We start from the raw sequence: 19,382 nt of genomic DNA on the forward strand, positions 1-19,382 counted from the left end.
ACTTAGATGTCGGATCGCTACGACGCCGTGCCCCCGCCCCTGCCCGATCGCCCCCAGACGGTCCCACCGGTACCGCCGGCGGCGCCGCGTCGCGGCGGCGGTTTCGGCCGCTTCATGCGCAAGCTGGGCCGGGGTATCAACCTCACCCGGCTGATCGTCATCAACGTGTTCTTCTTCGGCCTGCTGGCACTGGTGCTGCTGGGCCTGTTCGTCGGCAGCCGCGGTGCCCGGGTCACCGACCAGACGGTGCTGGTGCTGGCGCCCGAGGGCGCCCTGGTCGAGCAGTACAGCGCCGATCCGCTGTCGCGCGCGCTGGGCCGCATGTCGGGCGACGCGGTGAAGCAGGTGCAGGTGCGCGACATGGTGCGCGCCATCGACGCCGCCGCGAAGGACGCGCACGTGACCCGCATCGTGCTGCGTGCGGACCGCCTGCAGGCCGGCGGCTTCGCCTCGCTGCGCGAGGTGGGCGCCGCGCTGGATCGCTTCCGCGCCACCGGCAAGCCGGTGCTCGCGTGGGGTGTCAGCCTGGACCAGAGCCAGTACTACCTCGCCTCGCATGCGGACAAGGTCTACATCGACCCGCAGGGTGGCGTCATGGCCACGGGCCTAGCCAATTACCGCCTGTTCTACAAGGACCTCCTCGACCGCCTGGGGGTGCAGGTGCACCTGTTCCGCGTCGGCCAGTTCAAGAGCGCGGCGGAGCCTTTCATCCTCGATCACGCCTCGCCGGAATCGAAGGAAGCCGACGCCTTCTGGCTCGGCGGCCTCTGGTCCACGTGGATCGACGAGGTGGCGGCCCGCCGTCACCTCGATCCCGCCGCGCTGCGCGCCGACGTGGACAACCTGGCCGATCGCGTGCGCGATGCCAAGGGCAGCCTGGCCGACCTGGCCGTCGAGGAAAAACTCGTCGACGGCATCGCCACCGAGCAGCAGTTCGTGCAGATGCTGCGCAAGCAGGGCGTGCCGGCCGGCAAGAAGGAACAGGGTTTCCGCCAGGTGGACCTGAGTGGCTACCTGGCCGATCGCGGCCTGTCCAACGCGGACATGCTGGCGACGGGCGACGGCGTCACGGTGGTGGTCGCCGAAGGCGAGATCACCGGCGGCAAGCAGGCGCAGGGTTCAATCGGTGGCGACTCCACGGCCGCGCTCATCCGCAGCGTGCGTAACGACGGCCGCACGAAGGCACTGGTGCTGCGCGTGAACTCGCCCGGTGGTGAGGTGTATGCCGCCGAGCAGATCCGCCGTGAGGTCGAACTCACCCGCGCCGCGGGCATTCCCGTGGTGGTGTCCATGGGCGACGTGGCCGCCAGCGGCGGCTACTGGATCTCCATGAATGCCAACCGCATCTATGCCGAGCCCAACACCATCACCGGCTCCATCGGCATCTTCGGCATGTTCTTCTCCGTGCCCGACACCCTGGCCAAGCTGGGCGTGAAGAGCGACGGCGTGGCGACCGGTCCGCTGGCCGGCGCGTTCGACGTCACCCGTCCGCTGGACCCGAACGTCGGCGTGCTGATCCAGAGCATCATCGACAAGGGCTACCGCGATTTCGTCGGCAACGTGGCGAAGGCGCGCGGCAAGGACTTCGCGTCCATCGACGCCATTGCGCAGGGCCGCGTCTGGACCGGCCAGCAGGCGCTGGAACGCGGCCTGGTCGACAAGCTGGGCAACCTCGACGATGCGATCCGCGATGCGGCGCAGGAAGCCCACCTGGGCAAGGATGTCCACGTGCGTTACGCCGAGAAACCGATGGGCGCGTTCGAGCGTTTCCTGACCAACGTGGGCGACAGCACCGAGGCGCGCGTGGCGATGTCGTGGGGCGTACGCCTGCCGTCGTGGGTAGCGATGCTGCCGAAGCTGGCGCCGGAGTTCGCCTTGTTCCGCACGGCGCAGGCGGGTAAGCCCAACGTCTACGCCTACTGCTTCTGCTCGCCGCGGTAAGGCTTATTGCTCTTGTGCGCGGAGTGCGGCGTCCTGGGCCTTGGCCTGGGCGTCCACCGTGTTCTGCACGTCCTGGGCTTTTTTCTTCTGCGCCTCGAGTGAGTCCCATGGCGTCTGCACGCGTGCCTGGGGCGCCGGCGGTTCCTGCGCGGGCGTAGGCGGCTTGGAGCATGCTGCGCAGGCAAGCGCGATCGATACGGGTAACGCTGCACGGATCATGGTGGGCACCTCCTCGAGGAATGCCTCCGAGTCTCGCGCGCAGGGCGCATCAGCGCAATCGCGCGCCGTAGAATCCACCGGTGCACTGCACTTCGATGGGCCAGTCGAACAACGCCGAAAGCTGTGTGTCCGTCAGCAGCGCCGCTTTCGGGCCCCGGGCGAACAGTGCGCCGTCTCGCAGCATCACTATCTGCTCGATCTCCGGCACGATTTCCTCGACGTGGTGGGTGACCAGCACCAGGGTGGTGCCCTCGCGGGCCAGTTGGCGCAACAGTTCGACGAAGCGCCGCCGTGTGCCGGGGTCCAGTCCGGCGCTGGGCTCGTCCAGCAGCAAGGCGCGGGGGCGGTGCACGAGTGCCCGCGCGATCAGCACACGGCGGGCCTCGCCGGTGGAGAGAGTGCCGACGTCACGGTCGGCGAGATGAGTCGCGCCGACGCGCCGCAAGGCCTCGGTGGCGCCTTCGCGCATCGTGTGGCTCACCTCGTGGTCGAGGCCCAGCGTCGTCGCGGCGAAGAAGCCGGAAAGCACGGCATCCATCGCCGTGTCGCTGGATGCCTCGAACTCGCGGCGCAGGTCCGCGGATACTACGCCGACCAGGCGGCGCAGCTCGGCCACGTTCCAGCGGTCGCGACCGAAGACCTGCACGACGGGCGAACGATCCGCATGCACCAGCGGATAGAGACGGCGCTCGATCAGCTTCACCAGGGTGGACTTGCCCGAGCCGTTGGGCCCGAGGATGGCCGTGTGCTGCCCTTCGGCGATGACCAGCGACAGCGCATCGAGCAGTGTCCGACCGTCGCGCACGACGGTGGCCCGGTCGATCGAGAGCAGGGGAGTCTGGACGTCCATCCCTGGAGCATACCTTGTAGGATGCGCTCAACGACGGAGACCTTTCATGCATCCACGACTTTCCAGCTGGCGCCTCGACGGGCGCACCGCACTCGTCACCGGCGCGAGCAAGGGCATCGGTTATGCCTGCGCGCGCGAACTGGCCGCACTCGGCGCCGACGTGTTGCTGGTCGCCCGTGACGAACTGGTCCTGCAGGAAGTACGCGACGAACTGGCCGACGAGTGTCCCGATGTCGAGATCCTGGGCATGGCGGCCGACCTTGCCGAGCAGGAAGACCGCCTCGCCGTGTTCGACTGGGTGGTGGACCTCGACGTGGATCTTTCCATCCTGGTCAACAATGTCGGCGGCAACACGCCACGTGCCACGCTCGACTACGAAGCCGACGAATACCGCGCTTTGTTCGAACTGAATGTCTTCTCCGCCTTCGAGATGAGCCGGGCCGCTTACCCGCACCTGATCCAGCATGCCAATGCGGCCATCGTCAACGTCGGCTCGGTGTCCGGCATGACACACGTGCGTACGGGTTCCCCCTATGGCATGACCAAGGCCGCGCTGCACCAGATGACCCGCAACCTGGCCGTCGAATGGGCCGAGGACGGTATCCGGGTGAACGCCGTGGCGCCGTGGTACATCCGCACGCAGCGCAGCGAGCCCGCACTGGCCGACACGGAATACCTCGAGGAGGTGCTCGATCGCACGCCCATGGGCCGGATCGGTGAACCCGAAGAGGTCGCCGGTGCGGTGGCCTTCCTCTGCCTGCCGGCCTCCAGCTACGTCACCGGCGAGATCGTCGCGGTGGACGGCGGGTTCCTGCGTTACGGTTTCTGATCGCGCGGGCGATCAGCCGCAGCCCGCCAGTTGCCGGCTCAGCGCGGCATCTTTCGCTTCCAGCGGCGGGCGGTCGCTCTTGAAGGCGTTGCGCAACGCCTTGCGGTTGGCATCCGCCTCGTCGTGCAGCACACGGCAGGTCTCGTCCACGCTCAGGCGACGGCAGGTGTCCTGCACCCAGATGTAGTTGGTATTGGTGAGCACGCCGACGCTGCCCCTGCCACGATTGAGCTCCGGCGCCGAGGCGATGGCGGCATTGCGGCCGCTGTAAGCCTCGCCGAGGGTGCCGCCGAAGTCGCCCACCACACCCGACGGCGCGAGGTAGGGCTCGGTGTTGCCATCCGGCCGCGTGTACGGCGTGCCGTCCGTGGCGCGGATGCAGCCGTAGAGGCGGGGCGGCGGCGCGCCGGGCATCGTGGGCGCCGCGGCATCCGGTGCCTGTGCCGTCTCACCGTCCGGGGGCATGTCTACCGGCGCGGCTACGCTACGCGTGGCCGCCGGTGCGGGATCGGCCAGCCGGATCGTCTGTTGCTGCTGGGACTTCGGACACGGGGTCTGCTGGTAGATGACCTGGCCGGATGCCATGCACTTGTAGACCGTCTCCGTGCGCGTGGCGCCGCTGGCCAGCATGGCCAGGGCGACGAGGACGATGTGCCTGCCGTGCACGGTCAGAACTCGGCGACGTGGTCTTCGCCGGCCAGGCCGAGCGTCATCGCGCCTTCGCCGACGTTGACCATGCCGGTGATGCTCATCGGGCTTTCGAGGATCTCGACACCGGCGTCGCCGCAGACACGGGTGAGCGGGTGGTAGCCGGGCAGGTTGCGCATGTCGTCCAGGTCGCCGCCGTAACTCAGCGATAACGACGGCACCAGGAGTCCGGCCTGCACGCGGCGTGACGCGTACTCGAACAGCGACTGCGCACCGTGTTCGAATCCCCGCACCTTGCCCACCGGGCCGGTCTCGCCACGGTGCGCGCGCAGGATGGGCTTGATATCCAGGGCGGTGCCGAGCATCGAGGTCAGGAAGCTGACGCTGCGATCGCCCTTGCTGCGCGCACGCGAGCGCAGGTAGTTGAGATCGCGCGGCAGCATGTAGCCGTACGAGCAGTCGGAGATGTGCGCAGCGCGCTCGCGTACCTCGGCGGGCGATTTGCCGGCGCGGATCATGCGCAGGGTCTCGGCGATGGCCGGGCCGGAACCGGCGAAGATGTTGCGCGTGTCCACGACGCGCATCAGGAACGGCCCCGTCTGCCCCGCGGCCTCGCGAATGGGCCGGTAGTTCTTGAGGATGGCGAAGCTGGCCTTGATCACGTTGTCGTGGATCGGGCTGCGCGTGGCCATGATGGTCAGACAGACCACGCAGTCGAACTGGGCCACCATGTGGTCGAGCACCAGGTTTTGCACGTCCTCGACCGAGCTGGCCTCGGTTTCCGCCGAATGGCTGCGACTGCCCAGCTTCTGGTCGAGGAAGCGCCGGATCTCGTCGGGGTCGCGGTCGTCCTTGAATCGCTGGCCGTCCACCTTCACCGTAACGGGCATGACCGCGATGCCGTTGTGCTCGATGAATTCACGCGGCACGTCGCAGGCCGCATCGATCGCCACTCCGATTCGCATCGGCACCCTCCATCCACGGCCGCAAAGCCTCGCGGTGCCCGAAACGCCCGCTGCGTCCCATGTCCTCCGCTGGGCCGGATGCTACACTCCGCCGATTGAATTTGGCACTCCGCCGGCGTGGCGTCGCCGGTAACCGCGCCGTCGGAACGTGAAGGTGGCCTTCGCCGCCGGCGCACGCGCAACCGGATTCCGCATGAAAACCAAGAACGAGATCGTCTCCAACTGGCTGCCCCGCTACACGGGCACCCCCCTGGAGGCCTTCGGCAGGCACATCCTGCTGACCAACTTCGGCCACTACGTGGAGCGCTTCGCCACCGATCACGGCGTGGAAGTGCGCGGTCGCGACCGCGCCATGCCCAACGCCACGGCCGACGGCATCACCCTGATCAACTTCGGCATGGGCAGCCCCAATGCCGCGACCATCATGGACCTGCTCAGCGTGATCGAGCCGGAGGCCGTGCTGTTCCTGGGCAAGTGCGGTGGACTGAAGCGCAAGAATGCCATCGGCGACCTGATCCTGCCCATTGCGGCCATCCGCGGCGAAGGCACCTCCAACGATTACCTCTTGCCCGAGGTGCCGGCCCTGCCGGCGTTCCAGCTGCAACGCGCGGTATCGACGATGATCCGCGACCTGGGGCACGACTACTGGACCGGCACCGTGTTCACCACCAACCGCCGCGTATGGGAACACGACGAAGCCTTCAAGGATTACCTGCGGCGCACGCGCAGCATGGCCATCGACATGGAGACGGCCACCATCTTCGCCGCCGGCTTCGCCAACCACATTCCCTGCGGCGCACTGCTGCTCGTCTCCGACCAGCCCATGATTCCGGAAGGCGTGAAGACCGAATCCAGCGACGCGGCGGTCACGGCCAACTTCGTCGACCGGCATATCAAGGTGGGCATCGAGGCCCTGAAACTCGTGCGTCGGCACGGGCGCAGCGTGAAGCACCTGCGCTTCGAGGATGAAGCGGACTGACGTGAGGTAAGGCCCAGGGGCGCGGCGCCGGCCATCGAAATGCCGGCGTTCCGCCGAGAATGTGGCGCGCGTCACGTTTCACGCGGGTACCCCTCGAACTCAGAATTCTTCTATATCGCTCGCCTCGGCCGGGTCCTAGCGTTCCCGCTTCCTTTCATGGGGGCAATGCAATGAGTCAGGCATTTCGGCTGGACGATCACGTGCGTGAGTATCATTACGACTACGCCACGACACTGGACGGGATCATGGACGCGGCCCAGTGCGCACTGCTGGTCGAGCGGATCAATACACTCATCGACGCAGGCCAAGTGAAGCTCGTGGATCACGAAGGGCGGGGCACCGATGCCGTCTCGGATACAGGGGGTCGCTATCTTCATCACATCTTCGAGGGCGACGACGTACGCCGCCACTTGCCGGAATTGATGACCGTCTATAGGGCGATTCTGCCCCTGGTTGCTGCAGTGAGCAGCCAGGAGGCAGTTCTCTCTCCTTATCCCCGGTCGGACGTCAATATCAAGGTCTACCCGCCGGGCGGCGGCACGTTGGGCGAACACTACGACACCAACGGCATCACGGTACTGCTCTTCCTGACGGACAACCGCGAGGCGCCGCTGCGCATGCAGATACCGCGCGCGCATCCTTCGCGGGGCGCGTGGGTGGAGCGACGGACCATCCATGCCCGCGCCGGTACCCTCCTGGTGATGAAAGGCAGGGAGGTGCTTCATGATTGCGAGCCGACGGTGAGCGAACAGAAAATCTCCGTGGTCCTCAATTATTACGTGCGTGGCGATACATGGCGTCACGCATCTTTTGACGATTTCGTCTACGACGGTGTGGCACCTGCCTGAAGGACTTTGACGATGCGCATGCGCGATCTGCTGCTCGGGGTGCTGGTTACCATGATCTGGGGCAGCAACTTCTCCGTGATCGAAGTCGGTCTTCGCGATCTCGATCCCTTCCTGCTCACGGCGCTGCGGTTCCTCATGACCGCCCTGCCGCTGATCTTCTTCCTTCGCCGGCCGGCGAACGTGCCGCTGGCTGCGGTGGCTGGCTACGGCGTACTGTTCGGTGTGGGGCTATGGTTTGTTGTGAACCTTGCCATGTCTCAAGGGATGTCGCCGGGGCTATCGTCACTGGTGCTGCAGTTCGCCGCGTTCTTCACTTTGCTGTTGAGTGCGTTGGTTTTCGACGAGCGGATCCGTCGGCCGCAGGTCGTCGGGATGGTCCTCGCCGTGGGTGGCCTGCTGCTGGTCATCGGCTACACGCAGGGTGCTGCCACCGTGCGCGGCGCACTGCTGGTGCTACTCGCCGCACTCAGCTGGAGTGTCTGCAATCTGCTGGTGAAGCGGTACAAGCCGGCGGACATGCTGGCCTTCATCGTCTGGTCGAGTGCCTTCGCCGCGCCGGCGCTGTTGCTGCTGACCGCCTGGGTGCGGGGTGCCGCGCCCTTCGTCGCGCTGAGCCATGGCGTCACGCTGGCCGCGGTCGGATCGATCCTTTTCCAGGCCTATGTCACGACAATCTTCGGCTATTTCGTCTGGAATACGTTGATGAAGATCTATCCGGCGGCCACGGTGGCGCCACTGTCGTTGCTGGTTCCCGTGTCGGGTATCGCCACGTCGTGGCTGGTGTTTGACGAGCATTTTGCGCCGGGTGTGTGGGGTGGTGTGGGGGTGATGCTTTGTGGGGTGATCGTGTTTGTGCTTGCGCCTAGGTGGGGGCGTCGGGTGCGGTGATCGCGGACATCGTCCGCTCCTACAGGCAGCGGTGAGGCCGGGGCGAAAAAAAGCCGCCCGTGGGAGCGGACGGCGATTCGGGGAGGTTTGCAAGGTGGCGCGCCATGTAGGGTGGCGCGCGCCTTGTCTTCTTGTCGTGGTGCTTAGAGCGAGAAGTCGTACTCGGCCGACAGCTGCACGTAGCGCGGCTGCTGGAAGCTGGTCGGGATCTTGTACGTGGTGCCGGACAACGAGTTGCCGTTGTTGTCTTCGCCTACTTCGTTGATCGTCGCCGTGTGCTGCTTGTTGAAGATATTGAACACGTTGGCCGAAATGGTCAGGCCCTTGGCCCAGTCGGGCTTGTAGGCCGCATTCAGGTCGATGTTCCAGTAGGTCGGCGTGCGCCCCACCGAGCCGCGCTGCACTACGAAGCCGTTGCAGTAGAGGTACGCACCGCCGCCATAACCGCCGATGGTGCCGTCGATCGGGTTCAGGCCGTAGCAGTTTTCCGGGCGACCGGTCTGCAGCAGCGCGTTTGCACCGACCAGGAACTGCGGCGAGATCTGCCATGCGCCGTAGATCTTGAACGTGTGCTTGCGGTCGTTGGGCAGGTAGCCGTTGGTGCCGGCCATGATCTCCGGGTAGTCGAACAGCTCGGTCGTGCCGGTGTCCGCCTGGCCATTCGCCGAGTCCACGCCGCCTTCCGAATTGCCGCGGGTGTGCGACCAGACGTACGACGCCTTCATGTACCAGGTGTTGTCGAAGTTGCGCTCGGCGGTCAGCTGCATCGCCATGTACGAGCGCTTGTACTTCGGCTCACCCACGACGGCGCCGGGCAGATGGATGTCGTACAGCGTGCCGGTGGCATCCACGGGCGTGCGCAGGGTGACGGAACTGCCAGGATTGAAGATGTAGCAACCCGGCACATTGGTCGCGGAGGGCGACAGGTTGGTGGTGTCGAGGTTGAGGCCGTACTGCGCATTGGCCGCCGCGGCGATCGGGCGGAAGTCGCACGAGTCGTCGATGCCGGTCAGGATCTTCCGGTAGATCGCCTTCGCGCCGAACGTCCAGTCGGCTACCTGCTGCTGCGCACCGAGGATGAACTCGCGCTGCTTGAACGGCTTCAGGTCCTTGGTGGCCACGGCGCCCGGGTTGGGCACGACGCCGGCTTCACCGTTGGAGTACTGCGTCACGGCGCGCGCCGGATTGGCTGCCGCGTAGGCGGCCGGCACCGGGCCCAGCCCGGTCGGCGCCCCGGTGGTCGGATCGATGCCCGTGTAGCTGAAATAGTTGATCTGGTAGAGCGAGGCTGCCGCACCACGCAACGCCACGTTGCCGTCCAGCGGCAGCGAGTAGTCGCCCGCGCTGCCGTAAACCTTCAGCGAGGAGTCGCCGTGGACATCCCACGAGAAGCCCAGGCGCGGCTGCCAGCTGTGGATCTGGCTGACGTAGGTCTGCCCGAGGCTGTTGGTGTTGTTGAAACCATCGTTGCGCACGCCGATGCGGGCGACGAAATTGTCGGTGACGTGCCAGTTGTCCTGCAGGTAGTACGACTTCTGCGTGATGCCGACCTTGGCACCCGTCGCGAACACGGCCTGCTTGACGACGTTGTCCGACGGGTTGAGCGTCGCATCGTAGCCCAGGATCGAAGCGGGAATCGGCTGGTAGGTATAGGTCGAGCCACCCTCGTAAGCCGTACCCGTGTCGGTCGTGAAGTGATCGCGTGCCCAGCCGGCCTTCAGGTCGTGATCGCCGAGGTGGTATTCGAAATCGATGCGACCGGCGTTGCGCTTGTCCTCGCCGTTGGGCGTGGTCAGCTCGCCTGCCGATGTGAACGAGCAGTGCGGTGCCGCAGAGGCGGAGCCGGCGACCACCGGATTGCGCTGGTCCACGATCACCGGGCAACCCGGGGAGTTCACGGCGTCGAAGATGTTGCCGTCGTACTGCTCGAGCGTGCCGTCCGCCGTGGTCGCGCGTTCGACGCGACGGTTGGTGCTCTTGCCGTACTGCGCCGACACCGTGAAGTCGTCCGTGATGTAGCTGGTGTACTTCAGGATGTTGTTCATGCCGCCGGTCTTGTCGTACTGCTGACCGAGGTAGTCGCCGCGATGGGGCTGGCCGTTGTCGTCGTAGTTGTAGCCGTAGATGCTTTGCTGTTCCGTGCTGGTGTCGCTGAAGCCGGTGTACTCGAGGATGTTGTTCTCGTTGATGTTCCAGTCCAGCTTGACCAGGTAGCGCGGGTCCTTGAGGGTCGTCTTGTTGAAGCTGCCACCACCGGTGGAGTCGCCGTAGTGCTCGTCCGCCGTGCGCGTGCCGCCCACCAGGGCGAACATGAACAGCTTATCCTTGATCAACGGGCCGCCCAGCCAGGCGTTCCAGCGCTGGCCGAAATCGGTGGCGTTGCCACTGCCGTTGTTGCCCACCACATAGTTGCTGTTGTGGCGGTTGTTCTGCAGCAGCGATCCATTCTGCAGGTAGATGTTGGGCTGGTTGGCCTGCAGCTGGTACGGATTCCAGGTGTAGTCGACGCCGCCCTTCCACTCGTTGGTGCCGCGCTTGGTGTTGACCGAGATCACGCCGCCGGTGGAGTTGCCGTATTCGGCGCCGTAGCCGCCGTCCTGGATCTCCTCCTGGTCGATGGCCTCGAACGGCACCTGCGCGTAGGTCAGGCTCTGGAAGAAATTGGTGACGTTGAAACCGTTGACGTAGTAGCTGTTCTCGGCCACGGAGGCACCGCCAAACGACGCCAGGTTGCCGAACGCGCTGTCACCCTTGGTCGCACCCGGGGCCAGCAGCGCCACGGCGGTCTGGTTGCGTGCCAGCGGCAGCTGCTTGATCTGCTCGGCCGTCATCACCGTGTTCGTCTGGCTGGACGTGATGTCGATCGGCGGCAGCGCGTTGGCGGTCACCGACACCGTGGTCAGATCTTGCGGGCCGCCGGCGGCTGCGTTCGATGCGGGCGCGACAAGGTTCAGGTTGAAGCCCTGGCCCGCCACGACGGTGACGGTCTGGGTCGTGTTCTGGCCACCCTTGACGGACGTGATCTTGTAGTCGCCCGGCGGCAGCGACGAAATATTGAAGCGGCCGTCGCTTCCGGCGGTGGCGCTGCGGCTGAGGCCGTTGCCCTTGTTGGTAGCGGTGATCTGGGCGCCGGCATCGGCCGTACCGTACACACCGCCCACAGTGCTTTGCGCGAACGACGCGGCACTGACGATTCCGAGCCCGACGGCAATGGACAACGAAAGCGAACGCCGCCGTGCGCGGTCCGATGAATGACGCAACTGCATGTAGATCTCCCCGGCCACAGGCCCATTGGTTCAAAGTCGCGCCGCCGTCGGCAGAAGGCGGTCGCGGTGTCGTGACGAAAACGTATGGCCGTCCGGGCCCCCTTGTTGGCGTCGACATCCTCCGCGTCGAAGCGCCGCGTGCGTGGTTAACGAAACCGCAACAAGCAGGCCGAAGCTAAGTCGCGGCGACGTATGCACTCAAGGCGATTTGCATGAACGGATTTCCTTGCGCCACTTGCCTGCGCCCCGATCGCATGGATCAGTCGCTGCCGTCGGATGGGCCGATTGGCGTTACGTGGCCCCGTATCCCGGTTCCAGCCGCAAGAACACGCGATGCGCGAGCGCTCGGCGATAAAGAAAATTTCATGGAAGAAGGTTCCTGCGCATGGCTTGCGGGGCTTCCCTACCTTTCAGAAGGCTTTCAAGCCGGCGACGACGGCCTTGCCTGATGTGTGTCCCATCGCTAGTTTCCCCGGATGTCACTCGTCATCACCATCCTCGTACTGCTCCTGGTCATCGCGCTGTCCGGGGCGATCGTGCGCATCCTGCCCGTCCGGCTACCGCTGCCGCTCATTCAGATCGCGCTGGGTGCCTTGCTGGCCCGCCCGTTCGGCATGCACGTGGAGTTCGACCACGAGCTGTTCTTCCTGCTGTTCATTCCGCCTCTGCTGTTCGCGGACGGCTGGCGCATCCCCAAGCGGGAGTTGTTCCTGCTGCGCGGGCCGATCCTCGCCCTGGCCATCGGGCTGGTGTTCTTCACCATCGTCGGGGTGGGCTACTTCGTCCACTGGATGATTCCCACCGTGCCCCTCGCCGTGGCGTTCGCTCTCGCCGCCGTGCTCTCGCCGACCGATGCCGTGGCGGTCACCTCGATCAGCGGCCAGTCGCCCATGCCCTCGCGGCTGATGCACATCCTGTCGGGCGAGGCGCTGCTCAACGACGCCTCGGGGCTGGTCGCCCTGCAGTTTGCCGTGGCCGCGGAGCTCACCGGCAGGTTCTCGCTGGTGTCCGCCGCGGGCGACTTCGTCGTCATGGCGCTGGGGGGTATCGCCGCGGGTCTGCTCGTCGGTGTCGGCTTCGGTCTGTTCCGCCGCCGGCTGGTGCGCTGGAGCGGCGAGGTGGACCCGGCCGCCCAGGTGGCCTTGCTGCTCCTGCTGCCGTTCGCCGCCTACCTGCTGGCGGAGCATTTCGGTGCGTCGGGCATCCTCGCGGCCGTGGCGGCGGGCATGACCATGAACTACACCGACGTGCTCAAGGGCGGCTATGTGGCGACGCGCATGCAGAACTTTGCCGTGTGGTCGATGGTGGAGTTCGTCTTCAACGGCATGATCTTCCTGCTGCTCGGCCTGCAGCTGCCGGCCATCGTCGGCGGTGCCAAGGTCGACATCGCGCAGGCGGGTGGCGGCCCCCTCTGGTACCTGATTACCTATGTGCTGGCCATCACGCTAGCCCTGGTGGTGCTGCGCTTCCTCTGGGTGTGGGTGTCGCTGCGCTTCGTGTTCATGCGGGCACTGCACCGTGGCGAGAAGCGGCCGAAGGTCGGCACGCGCCTGATCTGGACCACCGCGCTGGCCGGCGTGCGCGGGGCGATCACCCTGGCGGGCGTGCTGTCGCTGCCGCTGATGAAAGACGTGGGTGTGGCGTTTCCCACACGCGACCTGATGGTCTTCCTCGCCTCGGGGGTCATCCTCAGCACGCTGGTGCTCGGCGCCATCGGCCTGCCGTGGCTGGTGAAGGGGCTGAAGATTCCCGGCGAAGACCCACGCGTGCGCGAGGAGCGCAAGGCGCGGGCGCTGGTCGCCGAAGCGGCGCTGCGCAGCATCGAGCAGGAGCAGCGGCGCGTGGCGGAGGAGGGTGACGAGCATGCCATTGCGCTGGCCTCCCGGGTCGGCGCGCGCGTGATGGGCGACTACCAGCAACGCCTGGAAGCGGCGGGCGAGGAAGGCGATGTGCCGCACAAGGCCCGCGCCGAGGCGGGCACCGAACGCGCGATGCGCGTGGCCGCGTTGCGCGCGGAGCGCCGCGAGCTCTACGAGCTGCGGCGCAAGCACGCCATCAACGACGAGACGCTGCGTACCCTGATGCGCGAGGTGGACCTGGCCGAGGCCTCGTTGACCGGCCTGCATGCCGGCTGATCCGGTTCACAGGCCGAAGAAAAGCTCGCTGGTACGCACAGTGGACGCGGTGAGCGCCGCGGGCGTCTCGCCACGGTCCCGGGCCACCTCGTCACGGATGTGCGCGAGGTACATCGGTTCGTTGCGCCGGTCCTTCGGCAGCGGGCGCACCGTGCGTGGCAGCAGGTAGGGGGCATCGGTTTCCAGCATGAGGCGGTCGGCGGGTATCGACCCGACCAGCTCACGCAGGTGGGCGCCACGGCGCTCGTCGCAGATCCAGCCGGTGATGCCGATGTGGCAGTCCAGGGCCAGGTAGTCGCGTAGTGCCTCGCCCGTGTCGGTGAAGCAATGCACGACCGCGGCCGGCAGGCGGTCGCGGTAGCGCGTGAGGGTGGCGAGGAAGTCGTGATGCGCGTCCCGCTGGTGCAGGAAGACGGGCTTGCCCAGGTCGGCGGCGATCGCAAGTTGGCGCTCGAACACCTCCCGTTGCACTTCGCGCGGCGAGTAATTGCGGTTGTAGTCCAGCCCGGTCTCGCCGATCGCACGAACTTCCGGCTCCCGGCCCCAGGCGCGCAACAGCGCGTCGGTGGCGTCGTCGTAGTCGATCGCGTGGTGCGGATGGACGCCCGCCGTCGCAAAAAGCCGGCCGCCGCTGGCCTTCGCCAGGGCCAGTGCGTGCTCGCTGCCCTCTCGCGACGCCCCCGTTACCACCATCCGACCCACCCCGTGCGCCGTCGCGCGCGCCAGCACGTCGTCAAAATCTTGACGGAACGATTCGTGGGTGAGGTTGGCGCCGATGTCGATCAAGTCCATGAATTGGTTCGCTTTGGGACAAGGGTTTGAATGCGGTGTGCGCGTGTTATTGCCGCGCAACACCATGAATTAAAACATGTATGGACGTCCGATCACGGCAATTGCGGGATTTCCCGTCAACGGCTGTCCGGCGCCGATCGAGGTGTCGTCAAAATATTGACGTTCGTATTTTCCTACTGTTAGGTTCAACGAACGCCGTCAGGGAGACGGGCATCAGGGGACGTCAGAAGGATCTCAAAACAGGTGTCTCAAGGGGACGTCGTCACACACGTCGAAAAAGGGAAGGGGGCCGGTCACCGGTCGCCTGCAGCAGTACCACGGGCAGAGGGTAGTGCAGATGGTAAATCGCATCGTCGCGGGGACGCTCGTCGCCTCGCTTCTCCTGGGCGTTACGCCCGGTCTTTTCGCCGCGGGGACGAACGCGCCCCAGGCCACGTTCGATGTCAGCAGCCTGCGGGCGCCGACCGGCTACGACCGTTTCATCGTCACCTGGCGTGACGGCACCACGCAGCGCATCAGCGCCTCCGCCGCCACGCAGGCGATCGGCGCGGCGCTCTCGCGCACCGCCACCACCACCAGCCAGCTGCGTGCCGGCAAGGTTGCCACTACGCAGGCCGTCTACGGACGCAGGCTCGCCACGGGTTCCGATCTCGTGCGCACCTCGCGCAAGCTGTCGCGCAGCGAAGCCGACGCGTTGATCCGGCAGATCGCCGCCGATCCCGCGGTCCGGCATGTCGAGCCCGACGCGATGATGCAGAAGATCGACGACATTCGCGCCACGGCGGTCACGCCGGTGGTGGTCGACGATACGTACTACGCGCGTTACCAGTGGCATTTCCGTCCGGCCTCGGGCGCGGCCGAGAAGATCGGCAGCGACACCACCAGCTTCGCCAACCGCGGCGGCAGCAACGTCGCCAACGCATGGAACCTCGCCGACGGTTCGGGCGTTACCGTGGCCGTGCTGGATACCGGCATCACGCAACATCCCGACATCGACCTGTCGCTGGCCGATGCGGGCTATGACTTCATTTCCGACGGCTTCGTGTCGGGTCGCTCGACGGATGCGCGCGCACCCGGCGGCTGGGACACCGGCGACTGGACCACCGAGGACAAGTACCTGCTCGCCAATGGCGGCTGCATCGATCCCTCCGCCGGCGACCAGCAGGAAGACTCGAGCTGGCACGGCACGCACGTGTCCGGAACGATCGCGGAGCTGAGCAACAACGCCACCGGTATGGCCGGCATCGCCTATAAGGCGAAGGTGCTGCCGGTGCGCGTGCTCGGTCATTGCGGCGGCTACACCTCCGACATCGCGGACGCGATCGTCTGGGCCTCGGGTGGACATGTCGACGGCGTCCCCGACAATGCCCATCCCGCGCAGGTCATCAACATGAGCCTGGGCGGCGGCGGCTCCTGCGCATCCGATGCGGTGACCTCCGACGCCATCGCCTCCGCGATGTCGCGCGGCACGACGGTGGTCGTCGCCGCAGGCAACTCGGGCGACGACGCGGCGAACTACTCGCCGGCTAGTTGCCCCGGCGCACTTACCGTGGCCGCCAACGGCATCTCGGGCAAGCGTGCGTTCTATTCCAACTACGGCAGCACCGTGGCGCTGTCCGCACCCGGTGGCGGCATCTACGCAAACGACGGCTCCACGGGCTCGACCGTGCAGGCGGGTTTCATCTGGTCGGCGATCAATGACGGCACGCACGAGCCCACCACCGCCAGCTACGGCGGCATGGCGGGGACCTCGCAGGCCACGCCGCACGTGTCCGGTTCCGTGGCCCTGATCCTCTCCGCCACGAAGGCGGCCGGCCTGGCCACGCCGACACCGGCCGCCATCCGCACGTTGCTCACCGCCACGGCGCAGGCGTTTCCGGCCACGCCGGACAAGCCGATCGGCGCCGGCATCCTCGATGCGTACGCCGCAGTGAACGAGGCCCTCGGTAACAACCCGGGCGAGCCAGGCGGTGACGCCACGACGCTGGCCAACGGCGTCGCACTGCCGGGCCAGGCCGGTCGCGCCGACGGCGTGCTGGTCTACCGCATCGACGTGCCCACGGGTGCGCGCTCGCTCGCCTTGCGCAGCTTCGGCGGCAGCGGCGACGTGTCGCTCTACGTGAAGGGTGGTGAGGCCGCGTCGTCGAGTGTCTACGACTACCGGTCGATCAAGCCGTCGACCAACAACGAAGCGGTGACGGTCGCCCGTCCCGCGGCGGGCAGCTGGTACGTCACGGTGGCAGGCGTGAAGGATTTCGCCAACGTCACGGTGCAGGCGAGCTTCACGGCGCCATGAACCAGGGCCGCCGACGCGTCATGCGTCGGCGGCCCTGCGGGGATTTTTTTACGCTGGCGAGGGGGTCTTCGCCGGTGGGCGTGCAGGGAGGGGTCCCGGCGCCGTCTTAGGGAGGTATCGGCAATGCATTCACCAACACTGGCACAGGCCCTCGGCCTGGTGCTGACGGGCATCTTCACCGTGGCGGGCGCGGCAAGCGCCGCCGAAACGTCACCGGCCGCCGCACCGCAGACCGTCGTGGTCCAGGGCGTACAGGTCGCCATCGACCCTTCGACCGGTCGACTGCGTGAGCCCACCGCCGCCGAGCGCGCCTCGCTGGCCAAGGCCTTCCAGGCCAACGGCGGCAACGCCACTTCGTTGAGCGCGCAGCCGCGCACCGCCGCGGAGGCGCGTTCCACCTTCCGCACGCTCAGCCTCGGCAACGGCGTGCACGCCAAATCCGTGCGCGTGCCGCAGGAACTCATGAATAGCGTGGTCGCCGAACGCATGCCCGACGGCAGCGTCGCCGTGCACCACGACGACCACGGCGTGCAACCCGCGACGAACGCACCGGAGGTGACACGATGATCCGCCGCAACCTCCTGTTCACCGCACTGGCCGCCGCCAGCCTGTTCGGCAGCATCGGCGTCGCCCAGGCCGCGGAAATCAAGATCGTCAACCAGGACACGGGCACTGGCAAGGGCCTGGACGATCCGACGCCCGTCTCGCCGGTCGGCGGCAACCCGGGTACCACGTACGGCAAGCAGGCCCTCAACGTCTACCTGTTCGCCGCGGACATCTGGGGCGCCGTGTTGCAAAGTGACGTGACCATCGTCAACAACGCCACGTTCAAGCCGCTGTCGTGCGACGCGACCTCCGGCGTGCTGGGTTCGTCCGGCACCACCAACATCTATTACTTCGACGACACCAGCACGCTGCCGGCGGGTGCGGTGCGCAACACCTGGTACCACGCCGCGCTGTTCGACGCGCTGACCCACGAGGACGGTTCGCCGGGCGAGGCGGATATCCAGAGCCAGTTCAACGGTGCGCTCGGCACGACCGGATGCCTCGAAGGTTCCAAGTGGTACTTCGGCCTGGACGGCAAGACGCCGGCGGGCTCGATCAACTTCCTCAACGTCGTGCTGCACGAGATGGCCCACGGCCTGGGCTTCTCCGGCTTCAACAGCCTGACCACCGGTTCCGGTTACGTGGGCGACGACGGCGTGGCCCGTCCGGACATCTATTCGTCCTTCGTCTACAACGATACGCAGATGAAGAAGTGGTACGACCTGACGCCCGCGCAGCGCGTCACGGCGGCACTGGACGACGGCAAGCTGGTGTTCACCGGAGCGACGGTGAAAGCCGAAGCGCCGCTGGCCCTCGGCCTGCCCAACGTGTTCAAGGTGACCGCACCCGCCGCGGCCGCCGGTGAGTACGGCTATTCGCAGGCGGCCTTCGGTCCGGCCGCCACCTCGACCAACTTCACCGGCAGCCTGGTGCAGGCCGCACCGGCCGACGGTTGCACGGCGATCACCAACGCCTCGGCGCTGGCGGGCAAGATCGCCATCATCGATCGCGGCACCTGCGACTTCACCGTCAAGACGCTGAACGCGCAGGGCGCCGGCGCCACCGCCGTGCTCATCGCCAACAACCAGGCCGGCGCGATCACGCCGGGAGGCACTCCCGCCTCGCCGGTGACCATTCCGGTGATTGCAGTCAGCCAGGTGGACGGCAACAAGCTCAAGGCCAACCTGTCGGGCCTCACCGGTACCGTGGGGCAGGGCACTGGCCTGGCCGGCGCGGATGCGCAGGGCAACGTGTTGCTCTACGCCCCGACCACGCTGGCGCAGGGCTCGTCGTTCTCGCACTACGACACCCGCCTCACGCCGAACGCGATCATGGAGTACGCGATCAACCAGGACCTGGTCGGCCAGATCGACGTGGACCTGACGCCGGCCCTGTTCCAGGACATCGGCTGGGGCCTCAATCGCACCTCGCAGAAGCTGCTCACCTGCGACACCGGTATCCCGACACTCGTTCCGGGTGGCGTGATCATCGGTGCCAACGTGATCTCCAACGCGAAGATCCTCGCCGGTGCGGCCGCCACCGTGGGCGACTACCGCGCCGCGGTACGTGGCTATGCCACGCAGCTCGCCAGCGACGGCCTGGTCACGGCGGCGCAGGCGTCCAGCCTGAATGCCTGCCTGTCCGATGCGCAGACGCAGGCGCAGTACACGGCGTGGGGTCCGGCCACCGCACCCTCGGCCATCGTGCTGAGCAACAACGCCGCGCTGGGTAACCAGAAGGGCGCGCTCGGTGCCTCGGTGGCCTACCAGCTCACGGTGCCGGACAACGCGAAGACGCTGACCCTGCGCACCTACGGCGGGTCGGGCGACGTGTCGATCTCGGTGGCCGATCCCAAGGGTGTGGTCAAGGCGCAGCCGAACCGTCCGGGCAACAGCGAGCCGTTCACGGCGAGCAAGCCGGCCGCTGGCGTGTGGACGCTGACGGTGAAGGGCGAAGCGGCGTACTCGGGCGTCACCGTCCTGGGTGCGTACACGCTCTGAGGACGTGACGGAACGCGGCTCCGGTTCGCCGGGGTCGCGCTCCACGAGGGGGCCCGCGACGCGGGGCAAGGGGCTTCGAAAAAAGACGTATGGACGGCCGAACGATGCTTGTCGTCGGGCCGTATGGACATTCTCGTCCGGCATGTGACGACGGACGGACGACGGGCCGCGCGCAGCGCG

At 66.8% G+C, this 19,382-nt stretch carries 16 protein-coding genes; 10 read left to right on the forward strand and 6 right to left on the reverse strand.

What is annotated here, in order from left to right; translation table 11 throughout:
- Positions 1 to 6 precede the first annotated feature (6 nt).
- Entirely contained in the window at positions 7 to 1,941 is a 1,935-nt protein-coding gene (gene sppA, locus AB8808_RS01780) for a signal peptide peptidase SppA (protein ID WP_369926234.1), read from the forward strand.
- Between the two features lie 3 nt (positions 1,942 to 1,944).
- Here sppA and AB8808_RS01785 read toward each other — a convergent pair whose 3' ends face one another.
- Positions 1,945 to 2,160 carry a hypothetical protein gene (locus tag AB8808_RS01785; RefSeq protein ID WP_369926236.1) on the reverse strand — a complete coding sequence of 72 codons (216 nt, stop codon included), beginning with the start codon at positions 2,158 to 2,160 and terminating at the stop codon, positions 1,945 to 1,947.
- A 49-nt stretch (positions 2,161 to 2,209) separates the two neighbouring features.
- Positions 2,210 to 3,010, reverse strand: coding sequence for an ABC transporter ATP-binding protein (locus AB8808_RS01790; protein ID WP_369926237.1), 801 nt, complete (start codon positions 3,008 to 3,010; stop codon positions 2,210 to 2,212).
- Between the two features lie 46 nt (positions 3,011 to 3,056).
- On the opposite strand from AB8808_RS01790, the gene AB8808_RS01795 reads away from it, so the two are divergent.
- Complete coding sequence (locus AB8808_RS01795; RefSeq protein WP_285404153.1) at positions 3,057 to 3,839, forward strand: SDR family oxidoreductase; 783 nt, start codon at positions 3,057 to 3,059, stop codon at positions 3,837 to 3,839.
- Positions 3,840 to 3,851: 12 nt separating this feature from the next.
- On the opposite strand, the gene AB8808_RS01800 is transcribed toward AB8808_RS01795, so the two are convergent.
- Together AB8808_RS01800 and AB8808_RS01805 are read right to left on the reverse strand one after the other, a co-directional pair.
- Positions 3,852 to 4,505: a DUF4124 domain-containing protein gene (locus AB8808_RS01800; protein ID WP_369926239.1), complete on the reverse strand. Its 654-nt coding sequence runs from the start codon at positions 4,503 to 4,505 to the stop codon at positions 3,852 to 3,854.
- 2 nt (positions 4,506 to 4,507) lie between these two features.
- Positions 4,508 to 5,452, reverse strand: a complete 945-nt coding sequence (locus AB8808_RS01805; RefSeq protein ID WP_369926241.1) for a DegV family protein — start codon at positions 5,450 to 5,452, stop codon at positions 4,508 to 4,510.
- 193 nt (positions 5,453 to 5,645) lie between these two features.
- On the opposite strand from AB8808_RS01805, the gene AB8808_RS01810 reads away from it, so the two are divergent.
- From AB8808_RS01810 to AB8808_RS01820, 3 genes are all read left to right on the forward strand, one after another.
- The gene (locus AB8808_RS01810; protein ID WP_369926243.1) at positions 5,646 to 6,431 is read left to right on the forward strand and encodes an AMP nucleosidase; all 786 of its coding nucleotides are present in this window, start codon (positions 5,646 to 5,648) and stop codon (positions 6,429 to 6,431) included.
- A 170-nt stretch (positions 6,432 to 6,601) separates the two neighbouring features.
- The gene (locus tag AB8808_RS01815; protein ID WP_369926245.1) at positions 6,602 to 7,279 is read left to right on the forward strand and encodes a hypothetical protein; all 678 of its coding nucleotides are present in this window, start codon (positions 6,602 to 6,604) and stop codon (positions 7,277 to 7,279) included.
- An 18-nt stretch (positions 7,280 to 7,297) separates the two neighbouring features.
- Positions 7,298 to 8,167 (forward strand): EamA family transporter, encoded by an 870-nt coding sequence (locus AB8808_RS01820; RefSeq protein WP_369926247.1) that lies wholly within the window; start codon positions 7,298 to 7,300, stop codon positions 8,165 to 8,167.
- Positions 8,168 to 8,310: 143 nt separating this feature from the next.
- Here AB8808_RS01820 and AB8808_RS01825 read toward each other — a convergent pair whose 3' ends face one another.
- Positions 8,311 to 11,433 (reverse strand): TonB-dependent receptor, encoded by a 3,123-nt coding sequence (locus tag AB8808_RS01825; RefSeq protein ID WP_369926250.1) that lies wholly within the window; start codon positions 11,431 to 11,433, stop codon positions 8,311 to 8,313.
- A 212-nt stretch (positions 11,434 to 11,645) separates the two neighbouring features.
- On the opposite strand from AB8808_RS01825, the gene AB8808_RS01830 reads away from it, so the two are divergent.
- Together AB8808_RS01830 and AB8808_RS01835 are read left to right on the forward strand one after the other, a co-directional pair.
- Positions 11,646 to 11,882: a hypothetical protein gene (locus AB8808_RS01830; RefSeq protein WP_369926252.1), complete on the forward strand. Its 237-nt coding sequence runs from the start codon at positions 11,646 to 11,648 to the stop codon at positions 11,880 to 11,882.
- A 27-nt stretch (positions 11,883 to 11,909) separates the two neighbouring features.
- The gene (locus tag AB8808_RS01835; protein ID WP_369926254.1) at positions 11,910 to 13,568 is read left to right on the forward strand and encodes a Na+/H+ antiporter; all 1,659 of its coding nucleotides are present in this window, start codon (positions 11,910 to 11,912) and stop codon (positions 13,566 to 13,568) included.
- 6 nt (positions 13,569 to 13,574) lie between these two features.
- Here the strand turns inward: AB8808_RS01835 and AB8808_RS01840 are convergent, their stop codons facing one another.
- Positions 13,575 to 14,360 carry a TatD family hydrolase gene (locus AB8808_RS01840; RefSeq protein WP_369926257.1) on the reverse strand — a complete coding sequence of 262 codons (786 nt, stop codon included), beginning with the start codon at positions 14,358 to 14,360 and terminating at the stop codon, positions 13,575 to 13,577.
- 337 nt (positions 14,361 to 14,697) lie between these two features.
- On the opposite strand from AB8808_RS01840, the gene AB8808_RS01845 reads away from it, so the two are divergent.
- The 3 genes from AB8808_RS01845 to AB8808_RS01855 all read left to right on the forward strand — a co-directional run bounded on the left by AB8808_RS01845 (position 14,698) and on the right by AB8808_RS01855 (position 19,202).
- Positions 14,698 to 16,656 (forward strand): S8 family serine peptidase, encoded by a 1,959-nt coding sequence (locus AB8808_RS01845; RefSeq protein ID WP_369926259.1) that lies wholly within the window; start codon positions 14,698 to 14,700, stop codon positions 16,654 to 16,656.
- Between the two features lie 123 nt (positions 16,657 to 16,779).
- Positions 16,780 to 17,223 (forward strand): post-PEP-CTERM-1 domain-containing protein, encoded by a 444-nt coding sequence (locus tag AB8808_RS01850; RefSeq protein ID WP_369926261.1) that lies wholly within the window; start codon positions 16,780 to 16,782, stop codon positions 17,221 to 17,223.
- Positions 17,220 to 19,202, forward strand: coding sequence for a PA domain-containing protein (locus AB8808_RS01855; protein ID WP_369926263.1), 1,983 nt, complete (start codon positions 17,220 to 17,222; stop codon positions 19,200 to 19,202). Before AB8808_RS01850 ends, AB8808_RS01855 begins: the two co-directional genes overlap by 4 nt.
- Positions 19,203 to 19,382: the final 180 nt, after the last annotated feature.

Source organism: Xanthomonas sp. NCPPB 2632, from assembly GCF_041228075.2.
Classification (GTDB): Bacteria; Pseudomonadota; Gammaproteobacteria; order Xanthomonadales; family Rhodanobacteraceae; genus Luteibacter.